The 23,935-nt window shown below is 58.9% G+C and carries 22 protein-coding genes; 19 read left to right on the top strand and 3 right to left on the bottom strand.

The features are described 5' to 3' along the window. Window positions 1-36: 36 nt before the first annotated feature. Genes cysT through CKW16_RS06260 form a run of 3 tightly spaced genes read left to right on the top strand, consistent with a single transcriptional unit; the run spans window position 37 to window position 2,730 of the window. Window positions 37-855 (top strand): sulfate ABC transporter permease subunit CysT, encoded by an 819-nt coding sequence (gene cysT, locus CKW16_RS06270; protein WP_007899634.1) that lies wholly within the window; start codon window positions 37-39, stop codon window positions 853-855. 12 nt (window positions 856-867) lie between these two features. Beyond that, window positions 868-1,737, top strand: a complete 870-nt coding sequence (gene cysW / locus CKW16_RS06265) for a sulfate ABC transporter permease subunit CysW (protein WP_007899636.1) — start codon at window positions 868-870, stop codon at window positions 1,735-1,737. Between the two features lie 3 nt (window positions 1,738-1,740). After that, window positions 1,741-2,730 carry a sulfate/molybdate ABC transporter ATP-binding protein gene (locus CKW16_RS06260; protein WP_095127656.1) on the top strand — a complete coding sequence of 330 codons (990 nt, stop codon included), beginning with the start codon at window positions 1,741-1,743 and terminating at the stop codon, window positions 2,728-2,730. A gap of 90 nt (window positions 2,731-2,820) precedes the next feature. On the opposite strand, the gene CKW16_RS06255 is transcribed toward CKW16_RS06260, so the two are convergent. After that, window positions 2,821-3,345, bottom strand: a complete 525-nt coding sequence (locus CKW16_RS06255) for a DUF962 domain-containing protein (RefSeq protein ID WP_095127655.1) — start codon at window positions 3,343-3,345, stop codon at window positions 2,821-2,823. Between the two features lie 84 nt (window positions 3,346-3,429). On the opposite strand from CKW16_RS06255, the gene CKW16_RS06250 reads away from it, so the two are divergent. From CKW16_RS06250 to CKW16_RS06235, 4 genes are all read left to right on the top strand, one after another. Beyond that, window positions 3,430-4,116, top strand: a complete 687-nt coding sequence (locus CKW16_RS06250; RefSeq protein WP_095127654.1) for a Crp/Fnr family transcriptional regulator — start codon at window positions 3,430-3,432, stop codon at window positions 4,114-4,116. Window positions 4,117-4,186: 70 nt separating this feature from the next. Continuing rightward, window positions 4,187-4,552: a response regulator gene (locus tag CKW16_RS06245; RefSeq protein ID WP_095127653.1), complete on the top strand. Its 366-nt coding sequence runs from the start codon at window positions 4,187-4,189 to the stop codon at window positions 4,550-4,552. Window positions 4,553-4,662: 110 nt separating this feature from the next. Beyond that, complete coding sequence (locus CKW16_RS06240) at window positions 4,663-4,911, top strand: helix-turn-helix domain-containing protein (protein ID WP_056745799.1); 249 nt, start codon at window positions 4,663-4,665, stop codon at window positions 4,909-4,911. Continuing rightward, the gene (locus CKW16_RS06235) at window positions 4,904-6,136 is read left to right on the top strand and encodes a type II toxin-antitoxin system HipA family toxin (RefSeq protein WP_095127652.1); all 1,233 of its coding nucleotides are present in this window, start codon (window positions 4,904-4,906) and stop codon (window positions 6,134-6,136) included. Before CKW16_RS06240 ends, CKW16_RS06235 begins: the two co-directional genes overlap by 8 nt. On the opposite strand, the gene CKW16_RS06230 is transcribed toward CKW16_RS06235, so the two are convergent. Beyond that, on the bottom strand, window positions 6,137-7,141 hold the full coding sequence (locus CKW16_RS06230; protein ID WP_095127651.1) for an AraC family transcriptional regulator: 1,005 nt from the start codon (window positions 7,139-7,141) through the stop codon (window positions 6,137-6,139). 100 nt (window positions 7,142-7,241) lie between these two features. Between CKW16_RS06230 and CKW16_RS06225 the strand changes: the two genes are divergently transcribed. The 8 genes from CKW16_RS06225 to CKW16_RS06190 all read left to right on the top strand — a co-directional run bounded on the left by CKW16_RS06225 (window position 7,242) and on the right by CKW16_RS06190 (window position 14,899). Then, window positions 7,242-8,315 (top strand): fatty acid desaturase, encoded by a 1,074-nt coding sequence (locus tag CKW16_RS06225; RefSeq protein ID WP_095127650.1) that lies wholly within the window; start codon window positions 7,242-7,244, stop codon window positions 8,313-8,315. A 469-nt stretch (window positions 8,316-8,784) separates the two neighbouring features. Further along, the gene (locus CKW16_RS06220; protein WP_095127649.1) at window positions 8,785-9,366 is read left to right on the top strand and encodes an alpha/beta hydrolase; all 582 of its coding nucleotides are present in this window, start codon (window positions 8,785-8,787) and stop codon (window positions 9,364-9,366) included. 73 nt (window positions 9,367-9,439) lie between these two features. Next, the gene (locus tag CKW16_RS06215; protein ID WP_095127648.1) at window positions 9,440-10,369 is read left to right on the top strand and encodes a sigma 54-interacting transcriptional regulator; all 930 of its coding nucleotides are present in this window, start codon (window positions 9,440-9,442) and stop codon (window positions 10,367-10,369) included. Between the two features lie 255 nt (window positions 10,370-10,624). Then, window positions 10,625-11,407 carry a MetQ/NlpA family ABC transporter substrate-binding protein gene (locus tag CKW16_RS06210; RefSeq protein WP_046052269.1) on the top strand — a complete coding sequence of 261 codons (783 nt, stop codon included), beginning with the start codon at window positions 10,625-10,627 and terminating at the stop codon, window positions 11,405-11,407. A 544-nt stretch (window positions 11,408-11,951) separates the two neighbouring features. Then, the gene (locus CKW16_RS06205; RefSeq protein ID WP_095127647.1) at window positions 11,952-12,617 is read left to right on the top strand and encodes an amino acid ABC transporter permease; all 666 of its coding nucleotides are present in this window, start codon (window positions 11,952-11,954) and stop codon (window positions 12,615-12,617) included. Continuing rightward, window positions 12,598-13,257 (top strand): amino acid ABC transporter permease, encoded by a 660-nt coding sequence (locus CKW16_RS06200; protein ID WP_095127646.1) that lies wholly within the window; start codon window positions 12,598-12,600, stop codon window positions 13,255-13,257. Before CKW16_RS06205 ends, CKW16_RS06200 begins: the two co-directional genes overlap by 20 nt. Further along, window positions 13,254-14,036, top strand: a complete 783-nt coding sequence (locus CKW16_RS06195) for an amino acid ABC transporter ATP-binding protein (RefSeq protein WP_095127645.1) — start codon at window positions 13,254-13,256, stop codon at window positions 14,034-14,036. Before CKW16_RS06200 ends, CKW16_RS06195 begins: the two co-directional genes overlap by 4 nt. Further along, window positions 14,033-14,899, top strand: coding sequence for a transporter substrate-binding domain-containing protein (locus tag CKW16_RS06190; protein ID WP_095127644.1), 867 nt, complete (start codon window positions 14,033-14,035; stop codon window positions 14,897-14,899). Before CKW16_RS06195 ends, CKW16_RS06190 begins: the two co-directional genes overlap by 4 nt. 134 nt (window positions 14,900-15,033) lie before the next feature. On the opposite strand, the gene CKW16_RS06185 is transcribed toward CKW16_RS06190, so the two are convergent. Next, on the bottom strand, window positions 15,034-16,194 hold the full coding sequence (locus CKW16_RS06185) for an AAA family ATPase (protein ID WP_095127643.1): 1,161 nt from the start codon (window positions 16,192-16,194) through the stop codon (window positions 15,034-15,036). Between the two features lie 157 nt (window positions 16,195-16,351). Here CKW16_RS06185 and CKW16_RS06180 point away from each other — a divergent pair, with 157 nt between their 5' ends. The 4 genes from CKW16_RS06180 (at window position 16,352) to CKW16_RS06165 (ending at window position 23,928) form a co-directional block, all read left to right on the top strand. Continuing rightward, window positions 16,352-17,455, top strand: a complete 1,104-nt coding sequence (locus CKW16_RS06180; protein ID WP_095127642.1) for an efflux RND transporter periplasmic adaptor subunit — start codon at window positions 16,352-16,354, stop codon at window positions 17,453-17,455. Further along, window positions 17,452-18,519: an efflux RND transporter periplasmic adaptor subunit gene (locus tag CKW16_RS06175; protein ID WP_095127641.1), complete on the top strand. Its 1,068-nt coding sequence runs from the start codon at window positions 17,452-17,454 to the stop codon at window positions 18,517-18,519. The genes CKW16_RS06180 and CKW16_RS06175 overlap by 4 nt, the downstream gene beginning before the upstream one ends. Continuing rightward, window positions 18,516-21,569: an efflux RND transporter permease subunit gene (locus CKW16_RS06170; RefSeq protein WP_095127640.1), complete on the top strand. Its 3,054-nt coding sequence runs from the start codon at window positions 18,516-18,518 to the stop codon at window positions 21,567-21,569. The genes CKW16_RS06175 and CKW16_RS06170 overlap by 4 nt, the downstream gene beginning before the upstream one ends. Before the next feature lie 100 nt (window positions 21,570-21,669). Further along, window positions 21,670-23,928, top strand: coding sequence for a glycoside hydrolase (locus CKW16_RS06165; RefSeq protein WP_095127639.1), 2,259 nt, complete (start codon window positions 21,670-21,672; stop codon window positions 23,926-23,928). The last annotated feature ends 7 nt before the right edge of the window (window positions 23,929-23,935 follow it).

Below are 23,935 nucleotides of genomic sequence, written 5' to 3'. Positions count from 1 at the left end.
ATTCGAGGCTTTGCGCGTTCTCAACCAAGGACTTTTATGTCGCGTCGTATCTCCCCCGTCATACCCGGCTTCGGGCTGACGCTGGGCTACACCTTGGTGTACCTCAGCCTGATTGTGCTCATTCCACTGGCGGCGATGTTCGTGCATGCCGCTCAACTCACCTGGGACCAGTTCTGGGCGATTATCTCGGCGCCACGGGTGCTGGCGGCGTTGAAGCTCAGCTTCGGCACCGCGCTCTATGCCGCGATCATCAACGGCATCATCGGCACGCTGTTGGCGTGGGTGCTGGTGCGCTATACCTTCCCTGGACGCAAAGTCATCGATGCGATGATCGACCTACCCTTCGCATTGCCCACCGCCGTGGCCGGTATCGCGCTGACTGCGCTATACGCGCCCAATGGTTGGGTGGGTCAGTTTGCAGCGGACCTGGGTTTCAAGATCGCGTATACCCCCCTGGGCATCACCCTTGCCCTCACTTTTGTGACGCTTCCATTCGTAGTACGTACCGTACAGCCAGTATTGGCCGATATCCCTCGTGAAGTGGAAGAAGCGGCGGCGTGCCTCGGTGCAAAACCGCTACAGGTTTTCCGCCACATTCTGGTGCCCGCGCTGTTGCCAGCGTGGCTGACCGGTTTCGCGTTGGCCTTTGCCCGCGGGGTCGGTGAGTACGGTTCGGTGATTTTCATTGCCGGTAACATGCCGATGAAAACCGAGATCCTGCCGCTGCTGATCATGGTCAAACTCGACCAGTACGATTACACCGGCGCCACGTCCATTGGTGTACTGATGCTGGTGGTTTCCTTCGTCCTGTTGCTGCTGATCAACTTGCTGCAACGACGCATCGAAACCCCATAAGGAGGCGCAAAAATGTCCCAATCGTCTATTGCTGCTGCTTCCTCGAACGCCGCCCGCCGTGGCAGTGCTTCATCGCGGCGAATCCTGATCGGCCTTGGCTGGCTGGTGTTCGCCCTGTTCCTGTTGCTGCCCCTGGTGATCGTGGTGTCTCAGGGTCTAAAGCTCGGAATCGGTGCGTTCTTCACCGCGATCTTCGAACCTGACGCGCTGTCGGCCCTGAAACTCACGGTGATCGCCGTGCTGATTTCGGTGCCGCTGAACCTGGTATTCGGTGTCAGCGCCGCGTGGTGCGTGAGTAAATACTCGTTCCGTGGCAAGAGTATGTTGGTCACGTTGATCGACTTGCCGTTCTCGGTATCGCCGGTGATCGCCGGTCTGGTCTACGTGTTGATGTTCGGTGCTCAGGGCCTGTTTGGTCCGTGGCTGCAGGACCACGACATCCAGATCGTCTTCGCCTTGCCGGGTATCGTGCTGGCGACGATTTTCGTCACCGTGCCGTTCGTGGCGCGCGAGTTGATCCCGTTGATGCAGGAACAAGGCACGCAGGAAGAAGAGGCCGCGCGTCTGCTCGGGGCCAATGGCTGGCAGATGTTCTGGCACGTCACCGTTCCCAACATCAAATGGGGCCTGATCTACGGCGTGGTGCTGTGTACGGCGCGGGCCATGGGTGAGTTCGGTGCGGTGTCGGTGGTTTCCGGGCACATTCGCGGGGTGACCAACACCCTGCCGCTGCACGTCGAGATCCTCTACAACGAATACAACCACGTGGCCGCGTTCGCCGTGGCGAGCCTGTTGCTGATCCTGGCGCTCTTTATCCTGCTGCTCAAGCAGTGGAGCGAAAACCGTATTAACCGCCTGCGCGCCAGCGCCGCGGAGGAATAAGTCATGTCGATCGAAGTGCGTAACGTCAGCAAGAATTTTCACGCGTTCAAGGCGCTGGACAACATCAGCCTGGACATTCAAAGCGGCGAACTCGTGGCGCTGCTTGGCCCGTCCGGCTGCGGCAAGACCACCCTGCTGCGGATCATCGCCGGTCTGGAAACCCCGGATAAGGGCAACATCGTGTTCCACGGTGAAGACGTCTCCGGTCACGATGTGCGTGATCGCAACGTCGGTTTCGTGTTCCAGCACTACGCGCTGTTCCGCCACATGACCGTGTTCGACAACGTCGCGTTCGGCCTGCGCATGAAGCCGAAAAACCAGCGCCCGAGCGAAAGCCAGATCGCGGTGAAAGTCCACGAGCTGCTGAACATGGTGCAACTGGATTGGCTGTCGGATCGCTACCCGGAACAACTCTCCGGCGGTCAGCGTCAACGTATTGCCTTGGCTCGTGCCTTGGCGGTTGAACCGAAAGTCCTGCTGCTCGACGAACCCTTCGGCGCCCTCGACGCCAAGGTCCGTAAAGAACTGCGTCGCTGGCTGGCGCGGCTGCACGAAGACATCAACCTGACCTCGGTGTTCGTGACCCACGACCAGGAAGAAGCGATGGAAGTCGCCGACCGCATCGTGGTGATGAACAAGGGCGTGATCGAGCAGATCGGCTCACCGGGTGACGTCTACGAAAACCCGGCCAGCGATTTCGTTTATCACTTCCTGGGTGACTCGAACCGGTTGCATCTGGGTGAAGACAACCATGTGCTGTTCCGTCCGCACGAAGTGTCGCTGTCGCGCCATGAACTGGAAGATCACCACGCGGCCGAGGTGCGGGATATTCGTCCGTTGGGCGCGACGACACGGGTGACGCTGAAGGTCGAAGGCCAGAGCGAATTGATCGAAGCTGAAGTGGTGAAAGATCACGACAGCCTGATCGGGTTGACGAAGGGCGAAACCTTGTTCTTCAAACCCAAGGTCTGGCAGAAGCTCGCCAACATCTAAGATCAAAAGCTTCGCGAGCAAGCCCGCTCCCACAGTGATTTGTGTCGTTCACAATTCCCCTGTGGGAGCGGGCTTGCTCGCGAAAGCGATCTACGCCGCTGCGTTTTTCTGACGCAAGCGCACGCCACCCACCCGCGCCTCGATCTGCTCTTTCAGGTCATGCCGCAACCCCAGCAAAAACGCCAACTCAACCACCACAAACAACGGCCCGACAATCAACCCCGTCACATCATCGACAAACGCCGGTTTGCGTCCTTCGTAGTGATGACCGACAAACTGAATCGCCCAACCCACCACAAACATCCCGATGCCGCTCGCCAGCCAGACCCACGTGCTCTGCTGCGCGAGGACATGACCCAGCCAGACACAAAGGCCCAGCAACACCGTCATCAGTACGCCCAGCCGTAACTCCAATCGCAGATAAAACCACGCCGAAGCCAGTGCCAAGAGCACGGCCGGTGACACCCAAACCCCGGCCAGCGACCACTCGGGCCGTGACAGCAGCACCGCCACTGCGACAACGATCAGCGGAATACCGATAAAGTGGCTGGCAATATTGCGCGGGTCACGGTGGTAGGCGGCGTATTGACTGAGATGGTCGACGAGGCTTTTCATTGTTGTTCCTCCTGTTGGGTGATGGATCATGCCCCGGGTCCACATTTCGCTCTGTCAGGCAGGCGACAATCTCCAGGAGTTTTCATGGACATGCAGGTTTGGCGTTCGCGGCTGGATAAAGGGCAGTGGTTCAGCCATTTACCTGTTCCTTTACAGGATAGTCTGCTGGCCGCCGCCAGGGTGCGGCGGTTGTCGCCGGGCCAGCGGCTGTTCAAGCGTGGCGATCCACCGTGCGGGCTGTACGCGGTGCTCGAAGGCTCGGTACGCATCGGCGCGGTGAGCGAGCAGGGCAAGGAGGCGCTGCTGAGCCTGGCGGAGTCGCCTCACTGGTTCGGCGAAATCTGCCTGTTCGATGGCCAGCCGCGCACCCACGATGCGTTCGGTCTGGGTCATTGCACCCTGTTGCACATCCCGCAAACCGCGCTACTGACATTGCTTGATGAACAACCGACGTACTGGCGACAACTGGCATTGCTAATGAGCCAGAAACTGCGCCTGACCTTCATCAATCTCGAACAGCTGAGCCTCATGCCTGCCGCCGCTCGACTGGCTCATCGCCTGCTGATGATCGCCGAGGGTTACGGCGAGATCGACCCGCCACGACGAGTGTTGCAACTGCCCCAGGAACAATTGGCGTCGATGCTTTCGCTGTCGCGCCAGACCACCAATCAGCTTCTCAAGGACTTGCAGGGGCAGGGGATTGTGAATCTTAAGTACGGCGAGATCGAGATTCTGGATGCGCAACGATTGCGGATGTTGGCGATTATTTAAAACCCGGCGTTAGTGGTGGGCTTTGGACGCGAAGGCGCCTAGCCTGTGATGACGACAATCGAGGTGTGCCATGCGTGTGCTGTTAGTAGAAGACGAACCTGAGACCGCCAAACTCCTGGCCAAGGGCCTGAGCGAGGCAAGTTACTCAGTCGATGTGGCGCTCAACGGTATGGACGGCCGTCGTTTCATCGAGTCTGGCGAATACGAGCTGATCATCCTCGACGTGATGCTGCCGGGGCTCAATGGCTGGCAGTTGCTGCAGCAGATCCGCAAGCTCGGTGATACGCCGGTGCTGTTCCTCACCACCAAGGACGGCATCGAGGATCGCCTGCGCGATCTGGAGTTGCATGAAGACGATTACCTGCTCAAGCCGTTTGCCGTGAGTGAACTGGTGAAGCGAGTGCGCAAGTTGTTGCGGCGGGATCGGGGGCGCTGAGACCGGGCCCGATCAATCAATGAGCTAGACTCCGACTTGGTTATGCATTAAATACAATGCAAATAGATTATTTCAATAAATATGCACTGTATATGATGCAGGTGAGCGGAATGGAAAACCTCGGCGAACTGATCAGGTTGCTGCGCAAAGAGCGAAAGATGTCTCAACAAGACCTGGCAAAGCAGTACGGCATGAGCCGTTCCACGATTTCGGGTATCGAGAACAACACCATTTCCGAAATTGGCCTGCGCAAGGTTGAAGCGATCCTTAATGGCTTCGGGTACGAACTGACGGCCGTGCCGCGGCGGTCGACGCGTCCAACACTGGACACCCTCAAAAAGGTGAACTTCCATGGGTGAGCAGCAGGAAAAGGAAAGGCTGCACATCAGTGTTTCCGGCACAACGGTCGGAACCCTCGGCCGTGCTCAGTCTCGCATTGATTCAGTGTTTGCCTACGCCGAAGACGCGCTAGAAGAAAATGCCGTCTCGTTGACCATGCCCGCTCGTCTCGAGAGCTACACGTGGGAGCAAGGTGTCCCGCCGGTTTTTGAAATGAATCTACCGGAAGGCGCACTGCGCGATGAATTGACTCGTCGCTTCAGCAAAGCGATTCGAGGGTTTGACGACTTCGCGATGCTGGCGATCGTCGGCCCGCACCAGCTTGGGCGAGTGGGGATTAAAAACGCGCAAGAGGCGGGTGACCGGCTACCTGAAACCAGCCTCGCGGATCTGCTGGTTCATGACGGTGCGCAAGGTTTGTTCGAAGATCTGCTGCACACCTATGGCCAATATTCGGGCGTTTCCGGTGTGCAGCCGAAGGTGCTTATCCGGGACAGTGCGACAACTGTCGACCGATTGACCCATCGAGGGGCAACGCATCTGGTCAAATCGTTTCGGCCAGAGGAATACCCGGAACTCGCTGCCAACGAATACTTCTGCATGAGGGCTGCGCTGCATTCGGGTCTTGAAGTGCCGGTTTTCGAACTGAGCGATCACGGTAAATTTCTGGTCGTCGAACGTTTCGATCTGAATGAAAGAGGTTATCTGGGCTTTGAAGATTTCTGCGTGCTCAATGCCTGGCCTTCGAAGGCCAAATACGATGGTTCGTACGAAGGCGCCGCGAGGCAGATCAAGGAGTTTGTCTCCCCGCCGTTGCTCAACGACGCCCTTGAGTCTTTTTTCAAAATAGTGGCGTTGTCATCCGCTCTGAAGAATGGCGATGCTCACCTCAAGAACTTCGGTGTGCTGTACGAACATTGCGGGGCTGATGCGCAAATCAGACTGGCTCCGGCCTATGACATCGTCACGACTTCGGTCTACATCAAGGCCGACAGTATGGCGTTGCTGTTAGGTGGATCAAAGGCGTGGCCCAAATACAAAATGCTGATGCGTTTTGGTCGGTCGGCTTGCAGCCTGACCGAGGGGCGGTGCAATGAATTGCTGCAGCAAGTCGCTCATGGAATAGATGTCGCGAAGGCGGAAATGGTTGATTACATCAGGGGAAATGGCGCCTTTGCCATGGTTGGCGAAGCGATGATCGAGCAGTGGAAATCAGGTGTAGCGCGCAGCTTGGTCAAAAGCTGATTACTGCAACCCATCCCGAAACTGCCCCGGTGTCATCCCGGTCCAGCGCTTGAATGCGCGGCTGAAGCTGCTCGTGTCCGCAAATCCCAGCAGATAGCTGATCTCGCTCAATGAGCATTGCGGATCGCGCAGATGCAGCAGCGCCAGGTTCTCGCGACTCTCGTTGAGCAGTGTATCGAACCGGCAACCCTCGTCCGCCAGATGCCGTTGCAGGCTGCGCAAACTCAAATGCAGGGCCTGGGCGATGTGTTCGGCGCTGGGCTCACCTTCCGGCAATTGCTCCTCAATGGCGTCGCGAACCTTGCGTTCCCAGGTCAGGGGTTTGAGTTGGGCGAGGGTGCGTTTGAGCACGGCTTCGTTGTGCTCGGCCAGTTCCGGGTTGGCGTCGTCCAGGTGGCTGTCGAAGTCCACGACGGCGAATTCCAGTCGGTCTTCATCGGCGGCGAAGTACACCGGTGAGCGGAAGACTTTGTGCCATTGATGCGGGTCCGCCGGCTCCGGGCGGCGCAGGTACACCGCCAGCGGGGCGTAATCGCGGCCCAGGCGATTGCGGCAGGTGCGTACGTAAATCGCCGTGAAGGCGTCGATGGCTTCGAAGGCCGGGGCCGGATTGCCTGGCGGGATTTTTAGGCGGAAGCGGTAGCGGTCCTCGGCGCGAGTCAGTTCCAGATCCAGGGCATCGCTGACCACTTGGTGATATCGCACGATGCGCTCGAACACTTCTCGCAGACTGCCGCTGGCGACCAGTGCATAACCGAGCGCGTGAAACGTGGTGGGGCTGACGAAGCGCGATACCCGCAAACCAATCGCAGGATCGCCGCTGACTTGCACCGCGATTTCCCACAGCCGCGTGGTGCCGGACAACGGGTAACGGGCGTTCGGGTCGTCCATCAATTGCGGGTCGAGCCCCGCCTGTTGGCACAGGGCGGTGCTGTCGAGGCCCAACGCATCGAGTTGCTTGCGCAGGGCGCGGGTCCAGCTGGCGAGGGAGGTCGGTTCAGTCATGCTGATTGGCGCTTCCGGTCAACAGGTTGGCGTTCACGGCTACCGCGTTGCGAGGGTTCACAAGGCAGGATGCGAACATCAATAACCAGAGGATGGAAGCATGCACGGTACTTCTGCAAGTCCCCAGCGACTGAATGCAGCACAACGATCAGCGCATATTCGTGAAGTGGTGCTGGCCAAGGGCGTTGAACTGCGTCAGCGCTACCCGATTCTCAACCATCAGGACGCCTTGGGCGCGGGCATTCTGGCCTTCGCGCTAGTCGGCATGATTGGCTCGGCGACGCTCTACATGACCGGGCACATGGCCTGGTGGGTGTGCCTGTTGCTCAATGCATTTTTCGCCTCGTTGACCCACGAGCTGGAACACGACCTGATTCATAGCATGTACTTCCGCAAACAGCGCGTACCGCACAACCTGATGATGGGACTGGTGTGGCTGGCCCGGCCGAGCACGATCAATCCGTGGATTCGTCGGCATCTGCACCTCAATCACCACAAGGTCTCCGGCACAGAGTCCGACCTGGAAGAGCGCGCGATCACCAACGGCGAACCCTGGGGTTTTGCGCGGCTGTTGATGGTCGGCGACAACGTGATGTCAGCGTTCATTCGTATGCTGCGGGCCAAGACCTGGGCTCACAAGATCAGCATCATCAAGCGCACCCTGAAGGTCTACGCGCCGCTGGCGCTGGTGCATTGGGGCGCTTGGTACATGTTTCTCGGCTTTCACGCGGCCAATGGCATCGCCTATCTGATGGGAGCGTCGATTGAATGGTCGGCGACTACTTTGTCGGCGATGCAAGTCATCGACATCGCCGCGGTGGTGATCATCGGCCCGAACGTGTTGCGTACCTTTTGCCTGCATTTCGTCAGCTCGAACATGCACTACTACGGTGACGTGGAGCTGGGTAATGTAATCCAGCAGACCCAGGTGCTGAACCCGTGGTGGATGTGGCCGTTGCAGGCGTTCTGCTTCAATTTCGGCAGCACTCACGGCATCCATCACTTTGTGGTCAAGGAACCGTTTTACATCCGTCAGATGACCGTGCCGACGGCGCATAAGGTGATGCGCGAGATGGGCGTGCGGTTCAATGATTTCGGGACGTTTGGGCGGGCGAACCGATTTGTGCGCACGGAAACAGCGGAGGCGCAGGAGGTTCGTGCCGCTCAGGTTTAGTGGATGTACTCGGGAACTCAAAACGTTGGTCATCAATTTGACCCAAAGGGGCGCTAAGTTGTGACGCAAGGAGTGATTGGTATATGCGATTTCGGCCTATAAAAGTAATTAAATATTCCTTTATTAGATAACCGTTTCAGCCAATCATCGCATCCAGTGATGTTGATAGCGCTATCAGATTTTGAGTTTCCGGGGCCGTCTCCTTGGCAGGGTGCGGCCCCTTTTTTTGTCCTCAGTAAAGTGATCGTTCCCACGCTCCTGCGTGGGAATGCAGCCCGGGACGCTCTGCGTCCCATCTAGAGCCGAACGCGGAGCGTCCGTTGAGGCATTCCCACGCGGAGCATGGGAACGATCAGTGAAGACTTGATATTCTATTAAGGTATTAATAAATAGCTTCTTATTCCTTAACGAATATAACTCTTCTCCCTATACTTGCTCAGGAACAGACACGCAGCAGGAGAGCTCCCCCATGCGCAACGAATCAATTCGCTACCTGATTGTGCCGGGCTGGCAAGGATCGCCAGAAGATCATTGGCAAAGCCATTGGCAGAACAGCCTGCCGAACAGCGCGCGGGTGGAGCAGGCCGACTGGTTGACGCCGCGTCGTGAAGACTGGGTCGCGGCACTGGCTGAGGCGATTGCCGCTGACAGCACGCCGGTGATCCTGATCGCCCATAGCCTGGGTTGCATCACTGTCGCGCATTGGGCTGCCACCGCGCCCGTGCAGTTTTTGCGTCAGGTTCGCGGCGCCTTGCTGGTCGCCCCCGCGGACGTCGAGCGTCCAGCCTGCGCACCGGCCCTGCGCAATTTCGCACCGATTCCGACAAACCTGCTGCCGTTCCCGAGTCAGGTTGTCAGCTCCGACAACGACAGCGCCGTCAGCACACCGCGTGCATTGGAACTGGCACGTAACTGGGGCGCCGAGGCGGGGATTTTGTCGGGTGCCGGACACATCAACGTGAAGTCCGGTCACCAACGCTGGGAGCAGGGTTTTGCCTATCTCTATCGCCTGCAAAACCGAATGGAACACCACGCCCTGCGCCGCGCTTGAACCTTTTCTTTTTTGCTTTTGTTTTTTAAAACAACGCCCCCCGTCTCCCGGCGGTTCAGGGCGGGAGTCTGCCATGAGTTTTGAAGCCTTCGGTCAGCCGCTGCTGACCTTCCCCGATGCAGAAAAAAGTCCTCTGAGTATTCGCGCCAAGGCGCTGGTGTTTGTCGATCCGCGTTCGCGTCAGTTGCGCCAGGAGCTGGAGCTATTGGCACCGCGCTCGATCTCGGTGTTGATCCGTGGCGAAACCGGCAGCGGCAAGGAGTTGCTCGCGCGGCACATCCATCGTGCGAGTGATCGCGGCGGGTTGTTCGTCTCGGTCAACTGCGGCGCGATCAGTCCGACTTACGCCGATGCTGAATTGTTCGGTTATGCCGCCGGCAGTTACAGCGGTTCGGCCAGCAGTCGCGCGGGCTGGTTCGGTTCTGCCAACGGCGGGACCCTCTACCTGGATGAGATCGGCGACCTGCCTCTACCGATCCAGATCAAATTGCTCGCGGCGCTGGAAAACCACGAAGTCACTCGCGTCGGCGCTCAACAACCGAGCCCTGTGGACGTGCGCCTGGTCGCCGCTACCAGCATCGACCTGGCCCAAGCGGTGGCCGCCGGAAAATTCAATGAGCGGCTCTACCACTACCTCAGCGAAGGCCAGCTCGAACTGCCGGCCTTGCGTGAACGGGTGGGCGATATTCTGTCGCTGTCCGAATATTTCCTCGGCATCTATAGCCAGCGCCTGGACCTGCCGGTGCCGCTGATCAGCGAAGCCGCGCAGCATTTGTTAGAGCAGCACAGTTGGCCGGGCAATACCCGGGAGCTGGAGAACGTCATTCACTTTGCGTTGCTGGTCAGCACCGGCGATGAGATTTTGCCGGAGCATTTGAATCTGCCTGAGGCGCCGCCGTCATTGACGCAGATTGAGCAACAGCTCAAGCAAATCCTCGGCAATGGTTCCATCGCTGAGAAAGAAGCCCTGAAACAACTCCTCAAAAACACCGCGCTCTTGTAGGAGCAAGGCTTGCCCGCGATGGCGTTTGACAGACAGACCGCGTTGCCAGGATCGCGAGCAAGCTTTGCTCCTACGGGGTCGATGTGCGAGCCAGAGCTGTATGAACAAAATGGAATATGAAAGTGAATAAAAGATATTGTTCGGGAATAAAAAATCCCGGTATTGTCCGCGTCACGCCAGCAATAGCACTTCACTGGCACTCGTACTAAACAAGCCGTCGTCGATGACGACCGTGATTTTCGATAAGGACACTGCATGAAAAAGGTTCTGTTGTTCACCGCATTGGCGGCTGCCCTGACCGCGGGCCTGGCCCAGGCTGGCGAGAAACTGGTGGTTGCGGCGACCCCGGTTCCACACGCCGAGATTCTGGAACTGATCAAACCCACCCTCGCCAAAGAAGGCGTGGACCTGGAAATCAAAGTCTTCACCGACTACGTTCAGCCGAACGTACAGGTCGACCAGAAGCGCCTGGATGCCAACTACTTCCAGACCCTGCCGTACCTGAAAAGCTTCAACGAAGGCAAAGGCACCAACCTGGTGACCGTGATCGGCGTGCACGTCGAACCGTTCGGCGGCTACTCGAAGAAAGTCAAAACCCTGGCTGAGCTGAAAGATGGCGCGACTATCGCTATCCCTAACGAAGGCAGCAACAGCGGCCGCGCCCTGATCCTGCTGCAGAAGGCTGGCCTGATCGAGTTGAAAGACCCGAAAAACGCTCTGGCCACCCCGAAAGACATTGCCAAGAACCCGCACAACTTCAAGTTCAAGGAACTGGAATCGGCCATGCTGCCGCGTGTTCTGGACCAGGTCGACCTGGACATGATCAACACCAACTACGCGCTGGAAGCAGGTCTGAACCCGGCTAAAGACGCGCTGGTGATCGAAGGTGCAGATTCGCCTTACGTGAACTTCCTGGTGGCTCGTCCGGACAACAAGGACAGCGTTGCCATCCAGAAGCTGGCCAAAGCGTTGACCAGCCCTGAAGTGAAAGCATTCATCGCCAAGAAGTACAGCGGCGCGGTACTGCCGGCGTTCTGATTCGCGAGGTAAACCCCTTCAAGGTTTCAAACGCCGACGGCTGATTCAGCGTCGGCGTGATCGTTCCCACGCTCCGCGTGGGAATGCCTCAAGGGACGCTCCGCGTCCAGTGACGCGGAGCGTCACGGGCTGCATTCCCACGCAGAGCGTGGGAACGATCCATATCTCTAGGCCACCCCGGCCTTCAACGCCCTGCGCAACGCCATCAACAACTTCACAATGTCCTGCGGATCCAGCCGCTGTGGCACTTTTACGTCAGCCATTTTTCTCTTCCTTGTGATGGTTCGGCCGGGGAGTCTGGCCAAAAGCTGTGCATCCTTGGAGGGGGATTCTGAAAAAAAGATCCTTCCTACAGCGCAAAGAAAAATAGTCGTCTTCCGCCGCCACAGCAAATGCGGAGGATAGTTTTTTGCGTGATATCAATATGCTTTAACGGTATTTAAATTCTTCTTTTTATACCTTTAAAGTCGGTGCCTGCCGGGTAGTTATCCACTGCCCATGGACTGCACCACCGTCGCTTACCCTGCGGCGTCCAGGATGTTCAATGAACTTCGATTACGCATTTATCCTCAGCACCCTGCCGGCGTTTCTTAACGCCGTGGGCGTGACGCTGCAGGTCGGCTTTATCGCCATTGGCACGTCGTTGCTGGTGGCGCTGATCAACGCGACGATTCTGGTGTTCCGCACGCCTTACTTGCAGCGGCTGGTCGGGCTCTATGTAGAGCTCGCCCGCAACACGCCGCTGCTCATTCAACTGTTCTTCGTCTACTTCGCCTTGCCGGCACTGGGCATCAAGGTCTCGGGCTTTGCGGCGGCGATCATCACCATGACCTTCCTCGGCGGCGCCTACCTCACCGAAGTGCTGCGTGCCGGCGTCGACGCGGTGCCACAGGCGCAGCTCGAGTCCGGGCGCTCCATCGGCCTGTCCCATGGGCAATTGCTGCGCTACGTGATCCTGCCGCAAGCCGGCATCCTCAGCCTGCCGTCGCTGTTCGCCAATTTCATTTTCCTGCTCAAGGAAACCACCGTGGTCTCGGCGGTGGCAGTGCCGGAGATTCTCTACACCACCAAGAGCTACATCGCGCTCTACTACAAAACCTACGAAATGCTCGCCGTGCTGACGCTGATTTGCGTGCTGCTGTTCTTGCCGCTGTCGCTGCTGCTCAGCCGTCTGGAAAGGAGGCTCCAGCATGGCCAGTTCGGGTCTTGAGTTGCTCTGGGTGTCATTGCCGCAACTGGGCAAGGGCGCTGCGCAAACCTTGTCGATCTCTTTCCTGAGCATCGCCATCAGCACCGTTGGTGGCGTGCTGTATGGCGTTTTGCGCACGCTGAATTCGAAATGGCTGAACGCAACCCTGCGCGTTTATCTGGAATTGTTCCGCGCAATTCCGGTGCTGGTCTGGTTGTACTTACTGTTTTTTGGCCTGCCGATTTTCTTCGGCCTGAGCATTCCGAGTTTCTGGTGCGCAGTGCTGGTGTTGTCGTTGTGGGGCGCCAGCGAAGTCGGGGAAGTGGTGCGCGGTGCGTTGCATTCGTTGCCTCGCGGTCAGCGTGAGGCAGGGTTGTCGATTGGCCTGGACGGCCCGCAACTCTACGGCTACGTGCTGCTGCCTCAAGCGCTAAAACGCATGACGCCGCCGACCATCAACGTCTACACGCGGATCATCAAGACCAGCTCCCTGGCGGTGCTGATCGGCGTGGTCGATGTGATCAAGGTCGGCCAGCAGATCATCGAGCGCACTTACGAATCGGTGCTGATCTACGGCGCACTGTTCCTGTTTTTCTTTTTCATCTGCTACCCGCTCTCGGCCGCCTCGCGCGTGCTGGAGCGGCGCTGGACGCAAGCATGAGCGCATTGATCGAGTTCAAGGGTTTCAACAAGTTTTTCGGTGAGCAGCAGGTGCTCAAAGAGATCGACCTGCAAGTGAAGTCAGGCGAAGTGATCGTCATCCTCGGCCCCAGCGGCTGCGGTAAAAGCACCTTGCTGCGTTGCCTCAACGGTCTTGAAGTCGCCCACAGCGGCAGCTTGAATTTTGCCGGTCGCGAGTTGCTGGACAAGGACACCGACTGGCGCGAAGTACGGCAGCAGATCGGCATGGTGTTCCAGAGTTACCACCTGTTCCCGCACATGAGCGTGCTCGACAACCTGCTGCTCGGCCCGGTCAAAGTGCAGAAGCGCGACCGCCGCGAGGCCCGTGCTCAGGCTGAAGCGTTGCTTGAGCGCGTGGGCCTTTTGGACAAGCGCGATGCCTTTCCGCGTCAGCTCTCCGGTGGCCAGCAGCAACGCATCGCCATCGTCCGCTCGCTGTGCATGAACCCGAACGTCATGTTGTTCGATGAAGTCACCGCAGCCCTCGACCCGGAAATGGTCAAGGAAGTGCTGGACGTCATCCAGGGCCTGGCCCGCGAGGGCATGACGCTGTTGATCGTCACCCACGAAATGGCCTTCGCCCGCGCCGTGGCTGACCGCATTGTGTTCATGGATGCCGGGCGAATCCTTGAGCAAAACCCTCCCGAGATTTTCTTTACGAACCCGCAAACCGCACGAGCGCAGCAGTTCCTGGAGAAGTTCTCCTACGTCGCCGCACTACCCAAAACGACTCAAACAAAGGAACTGGAACTGCTATGAAAACTGCCAAGACTTCTCTGCTGCTACTCCCGCTGCTCGGCCTCGCGTTGCTGGCCGGTTGCAACAAAACCGAAGAACCCGCCAAACCGGCGGCCACCAGCGTCAGCTATCTGGAAAAAATCAAAGCACGGGACAAGTTGATCGTCGGTGTCTTCACCGATAAACCGCCGTTTGGTTTCGTCAATGAAGCCGGGCGTTACGTCGGTTTCGATACCGACATCGGCCGTCAATTCGCCAAAGACCTGCTGGGCGATGAGAACAAGGTCGAGTTCGTCGCGGTAGAACCAGCGAGCCGGATTCCGTTCCTGCAAAGTGACAAGGTCGATCTGATCCTGGCCAACATGACCGTCACCCCGGAGCGCAAGGAAGCGGTGGAATTCACCAATCCGAACCTGAAAGTTGCGGTGCAGGCGCTGGTGCCACAGGCAAGCACTGTGAAGAACCTCGATGACCTGGCGACCCGCACCACCATCGTCACCACCGGCACTACGGCCGATATCTGGCTGACCAAGAACCATCCAGACTGGAAGCTTCTGAAGTTCGAGAAAAATTCCGAGTCTCTGCAAGCATTGGCCAATGGACGGGGCGATGCGTATGCGCAGGACAATCTGGTGCTGTTCAGTTGGGCGAAGCAGAACCCTGGCTATCGTGTGCTGACCCAGACCTTGGGTGCTGAAGCACCGATTGCGCCGGCGGTGAAGAAGGGCAATATCGAGCTGCGTGATTGGGTGAATGTCGAGTTGGCGAAGCTGGGTGAAGAGAAGTTTTTGCTCAAACTGTATGACCAGTATGTGCGTAAAGAGCTGAGCGATGACACCAAGCCTGAGAGCGTGATTGTCGAGGGTGGGAAGTGGCAGGGGTGATGACCTGACCGATGTTGTGATCTTTCGATCGCCTTCGCGAGCAAGCCCGCTCCCACATTAGACCGCGTCCGCCGGGACAACTCGGTCAACTGTGGGAGCGGGCTTGCTCGCGAAAGCGGTCTATCAGGCGCCGCTCAATCCGGCCAATACCACGCCGGTTCATCCAGCATCCGCTGCCCGACAATCCCGGTCTGGCCCAATGTCTTCTCCAGCACTATGCAATTGCACTCCGGATCCTCCTGCAACGCCGAGATCAACCGCCGCGCATGAGAAACCACCCACACCTGACACTGCTCGGACGCGCGGATAATCAACCGCGCCAACGCCGGCAACAGGTCCGGGTGCAGACTGGTTTCCGGCTCGTTCAGCACCATCAACGTCGGTGGCCGAGGCGTCAGCAACGCCGCCACCAGCAACAAATACCGCAACGTCCCGTCTGACAGCTCGGCCGCTGATAACGGCCGCAACAACCCTTCCTGATAAAACTCGATGGCAAACCGTCCGCCCTGCAACTGCTCGATATTCAAGCGCGCCCCGGGGAACGCGTCGCTGATCGCGGTCTGCAAAGCCTCCGGATCGCCGATTTCGCGGATGGTTTGCAAAGCAGCGGCGAGGTCGCGGCCGTCGTGATGCAATACCGGCGTACGGGTGCCCAATTGAGGTTGGCGCACCGGCGCGTCGGCGTCGCTGCGAAAGTGATCATAGAACCGCCAGCGGCGGATGAATTCACGCAGTTGCAGGACTTCCGGTGAGGTGCGCAAGCTGCCGACCTGATCGAACAGGCTGTCGAAATTCGGCGTGTGCTGGGTCAGTACTTCCCAGCTGCGACCTTCGCGAGCGCGGATCATCGGGCCTTCGCGGTCCACCAGCAGGCTGGCGGAGCGGTAGAATGGCCCGGACCAGATGCATTCTTTTTTGATCTCCGGGTCCAGGGCAAAGTACGAGCGCGTCGGTGTCGGCAGGCCCAAGGCAATCGAATAGCTGAAATCCTCCCCGGCAAAGCCCAGGCGCAGGCGTTTGACGCCGTGGCGCACGGTCGCTTCGATCGGCACTTCGCCGTTTCGCATGCGTCGGCTGATGTTTTCCGGTCCGGCCCAGAAGGTCGAATCCAGCCCACCCTCGCGGGCCAGGGCATTGACCACCCCGCCCTGAGCGGTTTCCGCCAGCAGGCGCAACGCGCGGTAGAGGTTGGATTTACCGCTGCCGTTGGGGCCGGTGATCAGGTTCAACCTGCCCAGCGGAATCACCAATTTATTGATCGAGCGGTAATTGGCCACCGCGAGGGTTTTGAGCATGGGAAGCTTCCTGCTGCGTGGTGCGCGATTCTGCCTTATTGTCGATGTCATCGTGCGCCAGGCTTTATTTCAAACCGTGAGGCGCACCCTTGGAACCCTGTTCTAAGCTCACAGTCGTATCGCCATTGGCACGAACGTACAACGCAAAGGAGTCTGCATGGTAGGTCCCGGATTGAAAACAGTGGTTGGCCTGAGCCTCCTTGTCCTGCTGAGCGCCTGTGGCGATAAAAAACCGGTCGAAAAGGACCGTCCGCGGGTATTCGTACAAGAGGTCAAATCGGCGGATTACGCGGCGACGGTGACCTTGACCGGTGATGTGCAGGCGCGGGTCCAGACTGACCTGTCGTTCCGCGTTGCCGGCAAGATCATCCAGCGTACAGTCGATGTCGGTGATCGGGTTTCGGCCAAACAGGTTCTGGCAAAACTCGATCCCAAGGACCTGCAAACCAGCGTCGACTCGGCTCAGGCGCAGGTTGTTGCCGAACAGGCCCGAGTCAAACAGACCGCCGCCGCTTTCGTTCGTCAGCAAAAACTCCTGCCCAAGGGCTACACCAGCCAGAGCGAATACGATTCCGCCCAAGCTGCATTGCGCAGCAGCCAGAGCGCCCTGACGGCGGCCCAGGCGCAACTGGCCAACGCCCGTGAACAACTGGGCTACACCGCATTGGTCGCCGACGCGCCGGGGGTGATTACCGCGCGCCAGGCCGAGGTTGGCCAGGTGGTGCAGGCCACCGTGCCGATTTTCAGCCTGGCGCGCGATGGCGAGCGCGACGCGGTGTTCAACGTGTACGAATCGCTGCTGACAGAGCCGCCAGAAGGCAAAACGGTGGTCGTCAGCCTCCTCGACAAACCTGAGATCAAAACCACCGGCACCGTTCGGGAAATCACCCCGGCCGTCTCCGCGCAGACCGGCACGGTGCAGGTCAAGGTCAGCCTCAACGGACTACCGGAAGGCATGCAGCTCGGTTCGGTGGTGAGTGCCACGGCCAAGACGCCAGGCAAGTCGGCAGTCGAATTGCCCTGGTCGGCACTGACGAAAAATCTCAGCGACCCGGCCGTGTGGCTGGTGGACAGCGAGGGAAAGGCACAGCTGCACACCGTCACTGTCGGCCGCTACCTGACTGGCAAAGTGATCATCAGCGCCGGCCTGAAGGGTGGCGAAAAAGTTGTCATCGCCGGCGGCCAGTTGCTGCACCCCGGCGTGAAGGTGGAAATCGCCGAAAACACCTATAAGGACTTAGTCGAGGGAGCCCAGCCATGAAGCGTCTGTTACTGGTTTGCGCCGGTGTGATGCTGGTGGCCTGCTCGAAAGAAGAACCGCCGCCGGAGCCGGTGCGTCCGGTGCTATCGATCAAGGTCCAGGCGCTGGACGAAGAAAGCCTGGGCCGCTTCGCCGGCAGCATCCAGGCCCGTTATGAAAGCAATGTCGGCTTCCGGGTGCAGGGACGCATCGCCAGCCGTAATGTCGATGTCGGTGCCGAAGTCGATCAGGGCGCGTTGCTCGCCACGCTCGACCCCACCGATCAGCAGAACCAGTTGCGTTCCGCTCAGGGTGATCTGGCCAACGTCCAGGCGCAACTCATCAACGCTCAGGCCAACGCCCGGCGTCAGCAAGAGTTGTTCGATCGTGGCGTGGGCGCCCAGGCGCAACTCGACGTCGCACAGACCGACCTCAAAACCACCCAGGCCTCCCTCGATCAAGCGAAGGCAGCGGTCGATCAGGCCAAGGACCAGCTCAACTACGTCGAACTGCGCGCCGACCACAAGGCCATCGTCACCGCGTGGAGCGCCGAAGCCGGGCAAGTCGTCAGCGCCGGCCAGCAAGTGGTGACCCTGGCGCAGCCGGACATCAAGGAAGCCGTGATCGATCTACCGGACACGCTGGTCGACCAGTTGCCGGAAGACGTGGTGTTTCAGGTTGCCGTCCAGCTCGACCCGAGCATCACCACTACAGCCATCGTTCGTGAAATCGAACCCCAGGCGCAAAGCGCGACCCGCACCCGTCGCGCCCGGCTGACACTGACCGACACGCCACCGGGGTTTCGCCTGGGCACGGCGATCAGCGTGACCCTTAGCTCTGCGATCAAACCGCGTATCGAACTGCCCCTGACCGCGCTCCAGGAGGTCGATGGCAAACCGCGGATCTGGGTCATCGACCCGCAGACCCAAACCGTTTCCCCACGAGACGTCAGCCTGATCAGCCGCACTGACTCAACGATGGTCCTGGCCAACGGCGTGAAGTCTGGCGAGCGAGTGGTCAGTGCCGGCGTGAATAGCCTGAAACCGGGGCAAAAAGTAAAAATCGATGAGGACAGCCCGCAATGAAAGGGAGTTTCAACTTATCCGAATGGGCCCTCAAGCATCAGTCGTTTGTCTGGTATTTGATGTTCGTCGCGCTGCTGATGGGCGTGTTTTCGTACATGAACCTCGGCCGCGAGGAAGACCCGTCGTTCACCATCAAAACCATGGTGATCCAGACCCGCTGGCCGGGCGCGACCCAGGAAGAAACCCTCAAGCAGGTCACTGACCGGATCGAGAAAAAACTCGAAGAGCTCGACTCCCTCGACTACGTGAAAAGCTACACCCGCCCCGGCGAGTCGACGGTTTTCGTTAACTTGCGCGATACCACCAGCGCCAAGGACATCCCGGAAATCTGGTATCAGGTGCGCAAGAAGATCAACGACATTCGCGGCGACTTCCCACAAGGCCTGCAAGGGCCGGGGTTCAACGATGAATTCGGTGATGTGTTTGGTTCGGTGTACGCCTTTACCGCCGACGGTTTGTCGATGCGCCAATTGCGCGATTACGTCGAGCAGGTCCGCGCCGAGATCCGCGAAGTGCCGGGGCTGGGCAAGGTCGAGATGGTCGGCGAGCAGGATGAAGTCCTCTACCTGAATTTCTCCACTCGCAAACTGGCGGCGCTGGGCATCGATCAGCGTCAGGTGGTGCAGAGCCTGCAATCGCAAAACGCGGTGACACCGGCCGGTGTGATCGAGGCCGGTCCCGAGCGGATTTCCGTGCGTACGACGGGGCAGTTTGCCTCGGAGAAAGACCTGGAAAACGTTAACCTGCGGCTCAACGACCGCTTCTACCGCCTCGCCGATGTCGCCGAAATCAGCCGTGGCTACGTTGACCCGGCGACGCCGGAATTCCGCTTTAACGGTCATCCTGCCATCGGCCTCGCCATTGCGATGAAGAAGGGCGGCAATATTCAGGAGTTCGGCAACGCGCTGCACCAGCGCATGAATGACCTGACCGCCGACCTGCCGGTGGGCGTCGGCGTGCACAACGTTTCCGACCAGGCCGAAGTGGTGGAAAAAGCCGTCGGCGGCTTCACCAGCGCATTGTTCGAAGCGGTGGTGATCGTGCTGATCGTCAGCTTCATCAGCCTCGGCGTGCGCGCCGGGTTGGTGGTGGCGTGCTCGATTCCGCTGGTGCTGGCGATGGTCTTTGTCTTCATGGAGTACAGCGGCATCACCATGCAGCGGATCTCCCTCGGCGCGCTGATCATTGCGCTCGGCCTGCTGGTGGATGACGCGATGATCACCGTCGAGATGATGGTCACGCGCCTGGAAATGGGCGAGACCAAGGAGCAAGCGGCCACGTTCGCCTACACCTCGACCGCGTTCCCGATGCTCACCGGTACGTTGGTGACGGTGGCCGGTTTCGTGCCCATCGGCCTGAACGCCAGCTCGGCCGGCGAGTACACCTTCACGCTGTTCGCGGTGATCGCGGTGGCCATGATCGTGTCCTGGATTGTCGCGGTGCTATTCGCCCCTGTGATCGGTGTGCACATACTCAGCGCCAACGTGAAACCTCACGACGCAGAACCGGGACGCATCGGTCGGACGTTCAATTACGGCATGCTCTGGGCCATGCGCAATCGCTGGTGGGCGATCGGCATCACCATCGCGCTGTTCGTGGCGTCGGTGTTTTCCATGCAGTTTGTGCAGAACCAGTTCTTCCCGTCCTCGGACCGCCCGGAAATCCTCGTCGACCTGAACCTGCCGCAAAACGCCTCGATCGCCGAAACCCGCAAGGCTGTGGACAAGCTCGAAGCAACGCTCAAGGACGATCCGGACATCGTGCGCTGGAGCACCTACATCGGCGAAGGTGCGATCCGTTTCTACCTGCCGCTCGACCAGCAATTGCAGAACCCGTATTACGCGCAACTGGTGATCGTCAGCAAAGGGCTGGAATCGCGTAACGCGCTTAGCCAGCGCTTGCGCGAGCGGCTGCGCAATGATTTTGTCGGTATCGGCAGCTACGTCCAGGCGCTGGAAATGGGCCCGCCGGTGGGGCGGCCGATTCAGTACCGGGTCAGCGGCAAGGACATCGATCAGGTGCGCAAGCACGCCATCGCCCTGGCCACTGAACTGGATAAAAACTCGCACATCGGCGAGATCATTTACGACTGGAACGAACCGGGCAAAGTCCTGCGTATCGACATCGCCCAGGACAAGGCGCGGCAATTGGGGCTGTCGTCGGAAGACGTGGCCAACCTGATGAACAGCATCGTGGTCGGTGTGCCAGTGACTCAGGTCGATGACGATATCTACCTGATCAACGTGGTGGGGCGTGCGGAAGACGCCGAACGCGGCACCCCGGAAACCCTGCAGAATTTGCAGATCGTCACGCCGGGCGGCACGTCGATTCCGCTGCTGGCGTTCGCTTCCGTGCGTTATGAACTTGAGCAACCGCTGGTCTGGCGCCGCGACCGCAAACCGACCATCACCATCAAGGCGGCGGTGCGCGATGAGATTCAGCCGACCGACCTGGTGAAACAACTCCAACCCGACATCGATAAATTCGCCGCCAGTTTGCCGGTGGGCTACAAGGTCGCCACTGGCGGCACCGTCGAGGAAAGCGGCAAGGCCCAGGGGCCGATTGCCAAGGTTGTGCCGTTGATGCTGTTTTTGATGGCGACCTTCCTGATGATCCAGTTGCACAGCGTGCAGAAGCTGTTCCTGGTGGCCAGCGTCGCGCCGCTCGGCTTGATCGGCGTGGTGCTGGCGCTGATCCCGACGGGCACGCCGATGGGCTTTGTGGCGATTCTCGGGATTCTGGCGCTGATCGGCATCATCATCCGCAACTCGGTGATTCTGGTGACGCAGATCGATGCCCTGGAGAAGGACGGTCATGCACCGTGGGATGCCGTGGTGCAAGCCACGGAGCATCGTCGTCGGCCGATTCTGCTGACGGCTGCGGCGGCGAGCCTGGGGATGATCCCGATCGCCCGGGAAGTGTTCTGGGGGCCGATGGCCTACGCGATGATTGGCGGGATTATTATTGCGACGTTGCTGACATTGCTGTTTTTGCCGGCGCTTTATGTGGCTTGGTACAAGATTCGCGAACCGAAAAAAGAAGCGCAGTAATTGATGCGTTGATCGTTCCCGAGTGACGCTTGGGAACGGTCCTACTTACATGGGTGGTGCGTTGCTGTACGGTCCCTTTCCAAATGGAGGAGGGACTTCGATGTCACCGATGACCTATTGTCTGCGCTATGTGCTGTTGCTCGGCGCTCTGTTGTGTTCACCCCCGACGCTGGCCGGTAATGTGCTGGAAAATTCGCTGTGGCGCGTCGAACTCGATCCCGCCACGCTGGCGATCCGCGTCATCCCCGCACAACATTCGCCAGTGCAAGCCTCGTCGGGCGGTACTGGGTATAAGGTCAGCAACCTCAAGCAAAGCGCCAATCGCATGGACTGGCAGTGGGATGACGGCGCCTGGACGCTGAGTGCCGCCCTCGATCAGCGAGACCTGTCCCTGTCCATCACGGCCCGTGATCCCGGTGAGCTGAGCTTTCTAAAACAGCCCGGCAGTTCTATGGGCAAAGGACTGATCTTGCCGCTGGCCGAGGGGCGTTATGTGCCTGCCGGTGATCCGTTGTGGCAAACCTTTCTGCTCGATCAGGGGGAGTTCAATACCACCCAAGACCTGAGTTTGCCGCTGTGGGGCGTTGATCACGGTGGCTTCACGCTGAACTGGCTGATGACCAACCCTTACAACAATCGCCTGATTTTCAGCGCCGAAAACAACAACACCCTTGCTCTGACTGTCCATCATCAATTCACCTCCCTTGAGCCCAATGCACCGCTAACTTTCAAGCTGTCGTTGGGTGATGTCGATCTGTTGGCGGGTGCCAAGCGCTATCGGAAATGGTTGGTCGACAGCGGGCAATACGAAACCTTGAGCGACAAACTGCTGAAGATTCCCGAAGCCAAAAAGCTCCTGGGAGCCAGTCATGTTTATCTGTGGGGTAACGACCTGCTCGGACCGGACGATGTTCGAAGCTGGCCAGCTTTGCTGAAAGGGTTGCGCGGTAACGGTGTACTGGCCAGCGAGTTACGTACCAGTTTTGACGCTGAAAGTACGCAGTTATTGGCCCGGGCTGAGCCACCGCTTGATCGTTACCAGCAAGTCACGTTGCTACGCAGCCTCAATGCTGCGCTCAACAAGAAGGCACGCAACGGCTGGCAGTCTGTCGTCGAACCGGACATGCAAAAACTGGCTGACGGCTACGGCTTGTTACGTGCAGAGCTGGCAGTGGCGTTCTCCGATGCTGTGACGGCAATACCGGAGCGCTGGGGCAATACCTTGTCACCAACGACTATCGAACAACTGAAAGCTGCGGGCTTGTCGCGATTATGGTTAGGCCTTGGCGAGGGTTGGGAAGGTGGTCTCTGGCACCCTGAAACGGTGCGTCAAGGCGTTGCCGCAGGCTACCTGGTGGCGCCTTATGATTCCTATGAGACGGCACTGACCATCACTGAAAACCCGGACTGGACCACCGCGCATCTGGGCTTCAGAGCCAATCAGGAATGTGCGATCGTGTTGGAAACCGGGACGTTCAAAAGCGGGTTTCAGCAATCGGGGCATTACACCGAGCCGCGTTGTGTTCGGCCATTGCTTGAGGCGCGCATCAGGGCTGTACATGGCAAGGCCGGGTTCAATAGCTGGTTTCTGGACGCCTACGCCACCGGCATGCTGTTTGATAGCTACCGTGTGGGAGCGACCATGACTCAGGTGCAAAATGCCGAGGGCAACATCGACGCCTCGCGCTGGGTCAACGAGACGTTGAAGCTACCGACCGGCTCCGAGGATGGCAACGCCACCACGGCCCAAGGTGTACTGTTTGCCCATGGGATGCAGACACCGGTGATCGGCTGGGGGGATTCGGATATGAGCAAGAATCCGAAGTCGCCCTATTACTTGGGCCGCTGGTTTCCTAATGAACAGCCGCAGGTTTTCTTCAAAACCGTGCCCCTCAAGGAACCCTACCGCACGGTTCACTTTGCTCCGCAAACGCGCTTGCCGCTTTATCAGGCGGTGTTCCATGGCTCGGTGATCACCACCCATCACTGGCTGTTCGACAGCTTTAAGTTGAGCAATGTGCGCGCCGAGAATGAGCTGACTCAATTGCTCTACAACGTGCCGCCGCTGTATCACCTGAGTGCGGCGACGCTGAAGCAGCGGTTACCGGTGATTGCTCGTCAGGATGTTTTCTTCCGCCCGCTGCATGAGCGTCTGGCGACTCAGGCGATGACAGATTTCCGTTGGTTGACTGAGGATCGTCAGGTACAGCAGACAACGTTCGCCGATGGCACCAGACTGGTGGCGAATTTTGATTTACGCGAACGTGAGATTGATGGGCGACAGCTGGCCGATCGAAGCATCACCGCGTTTGACGCGCATGGGGGAGTGGCAACCTATCAAGTCGCTGTGCAACGTTAGAAAACTT

Source organism: Pseudomonas sp. Irchel s3h14, from assembly GCF_900187425.1.
Taxonomy (GTDB): Bacteria; Pseudomonadota; Gammaproteobacteria; order Pseudomonadales; family Pseudomonadaceae; genus Aquipseudomonas.
This window is presented reverse-complemented; position numbering and strand designations above follow the sequence as displayed.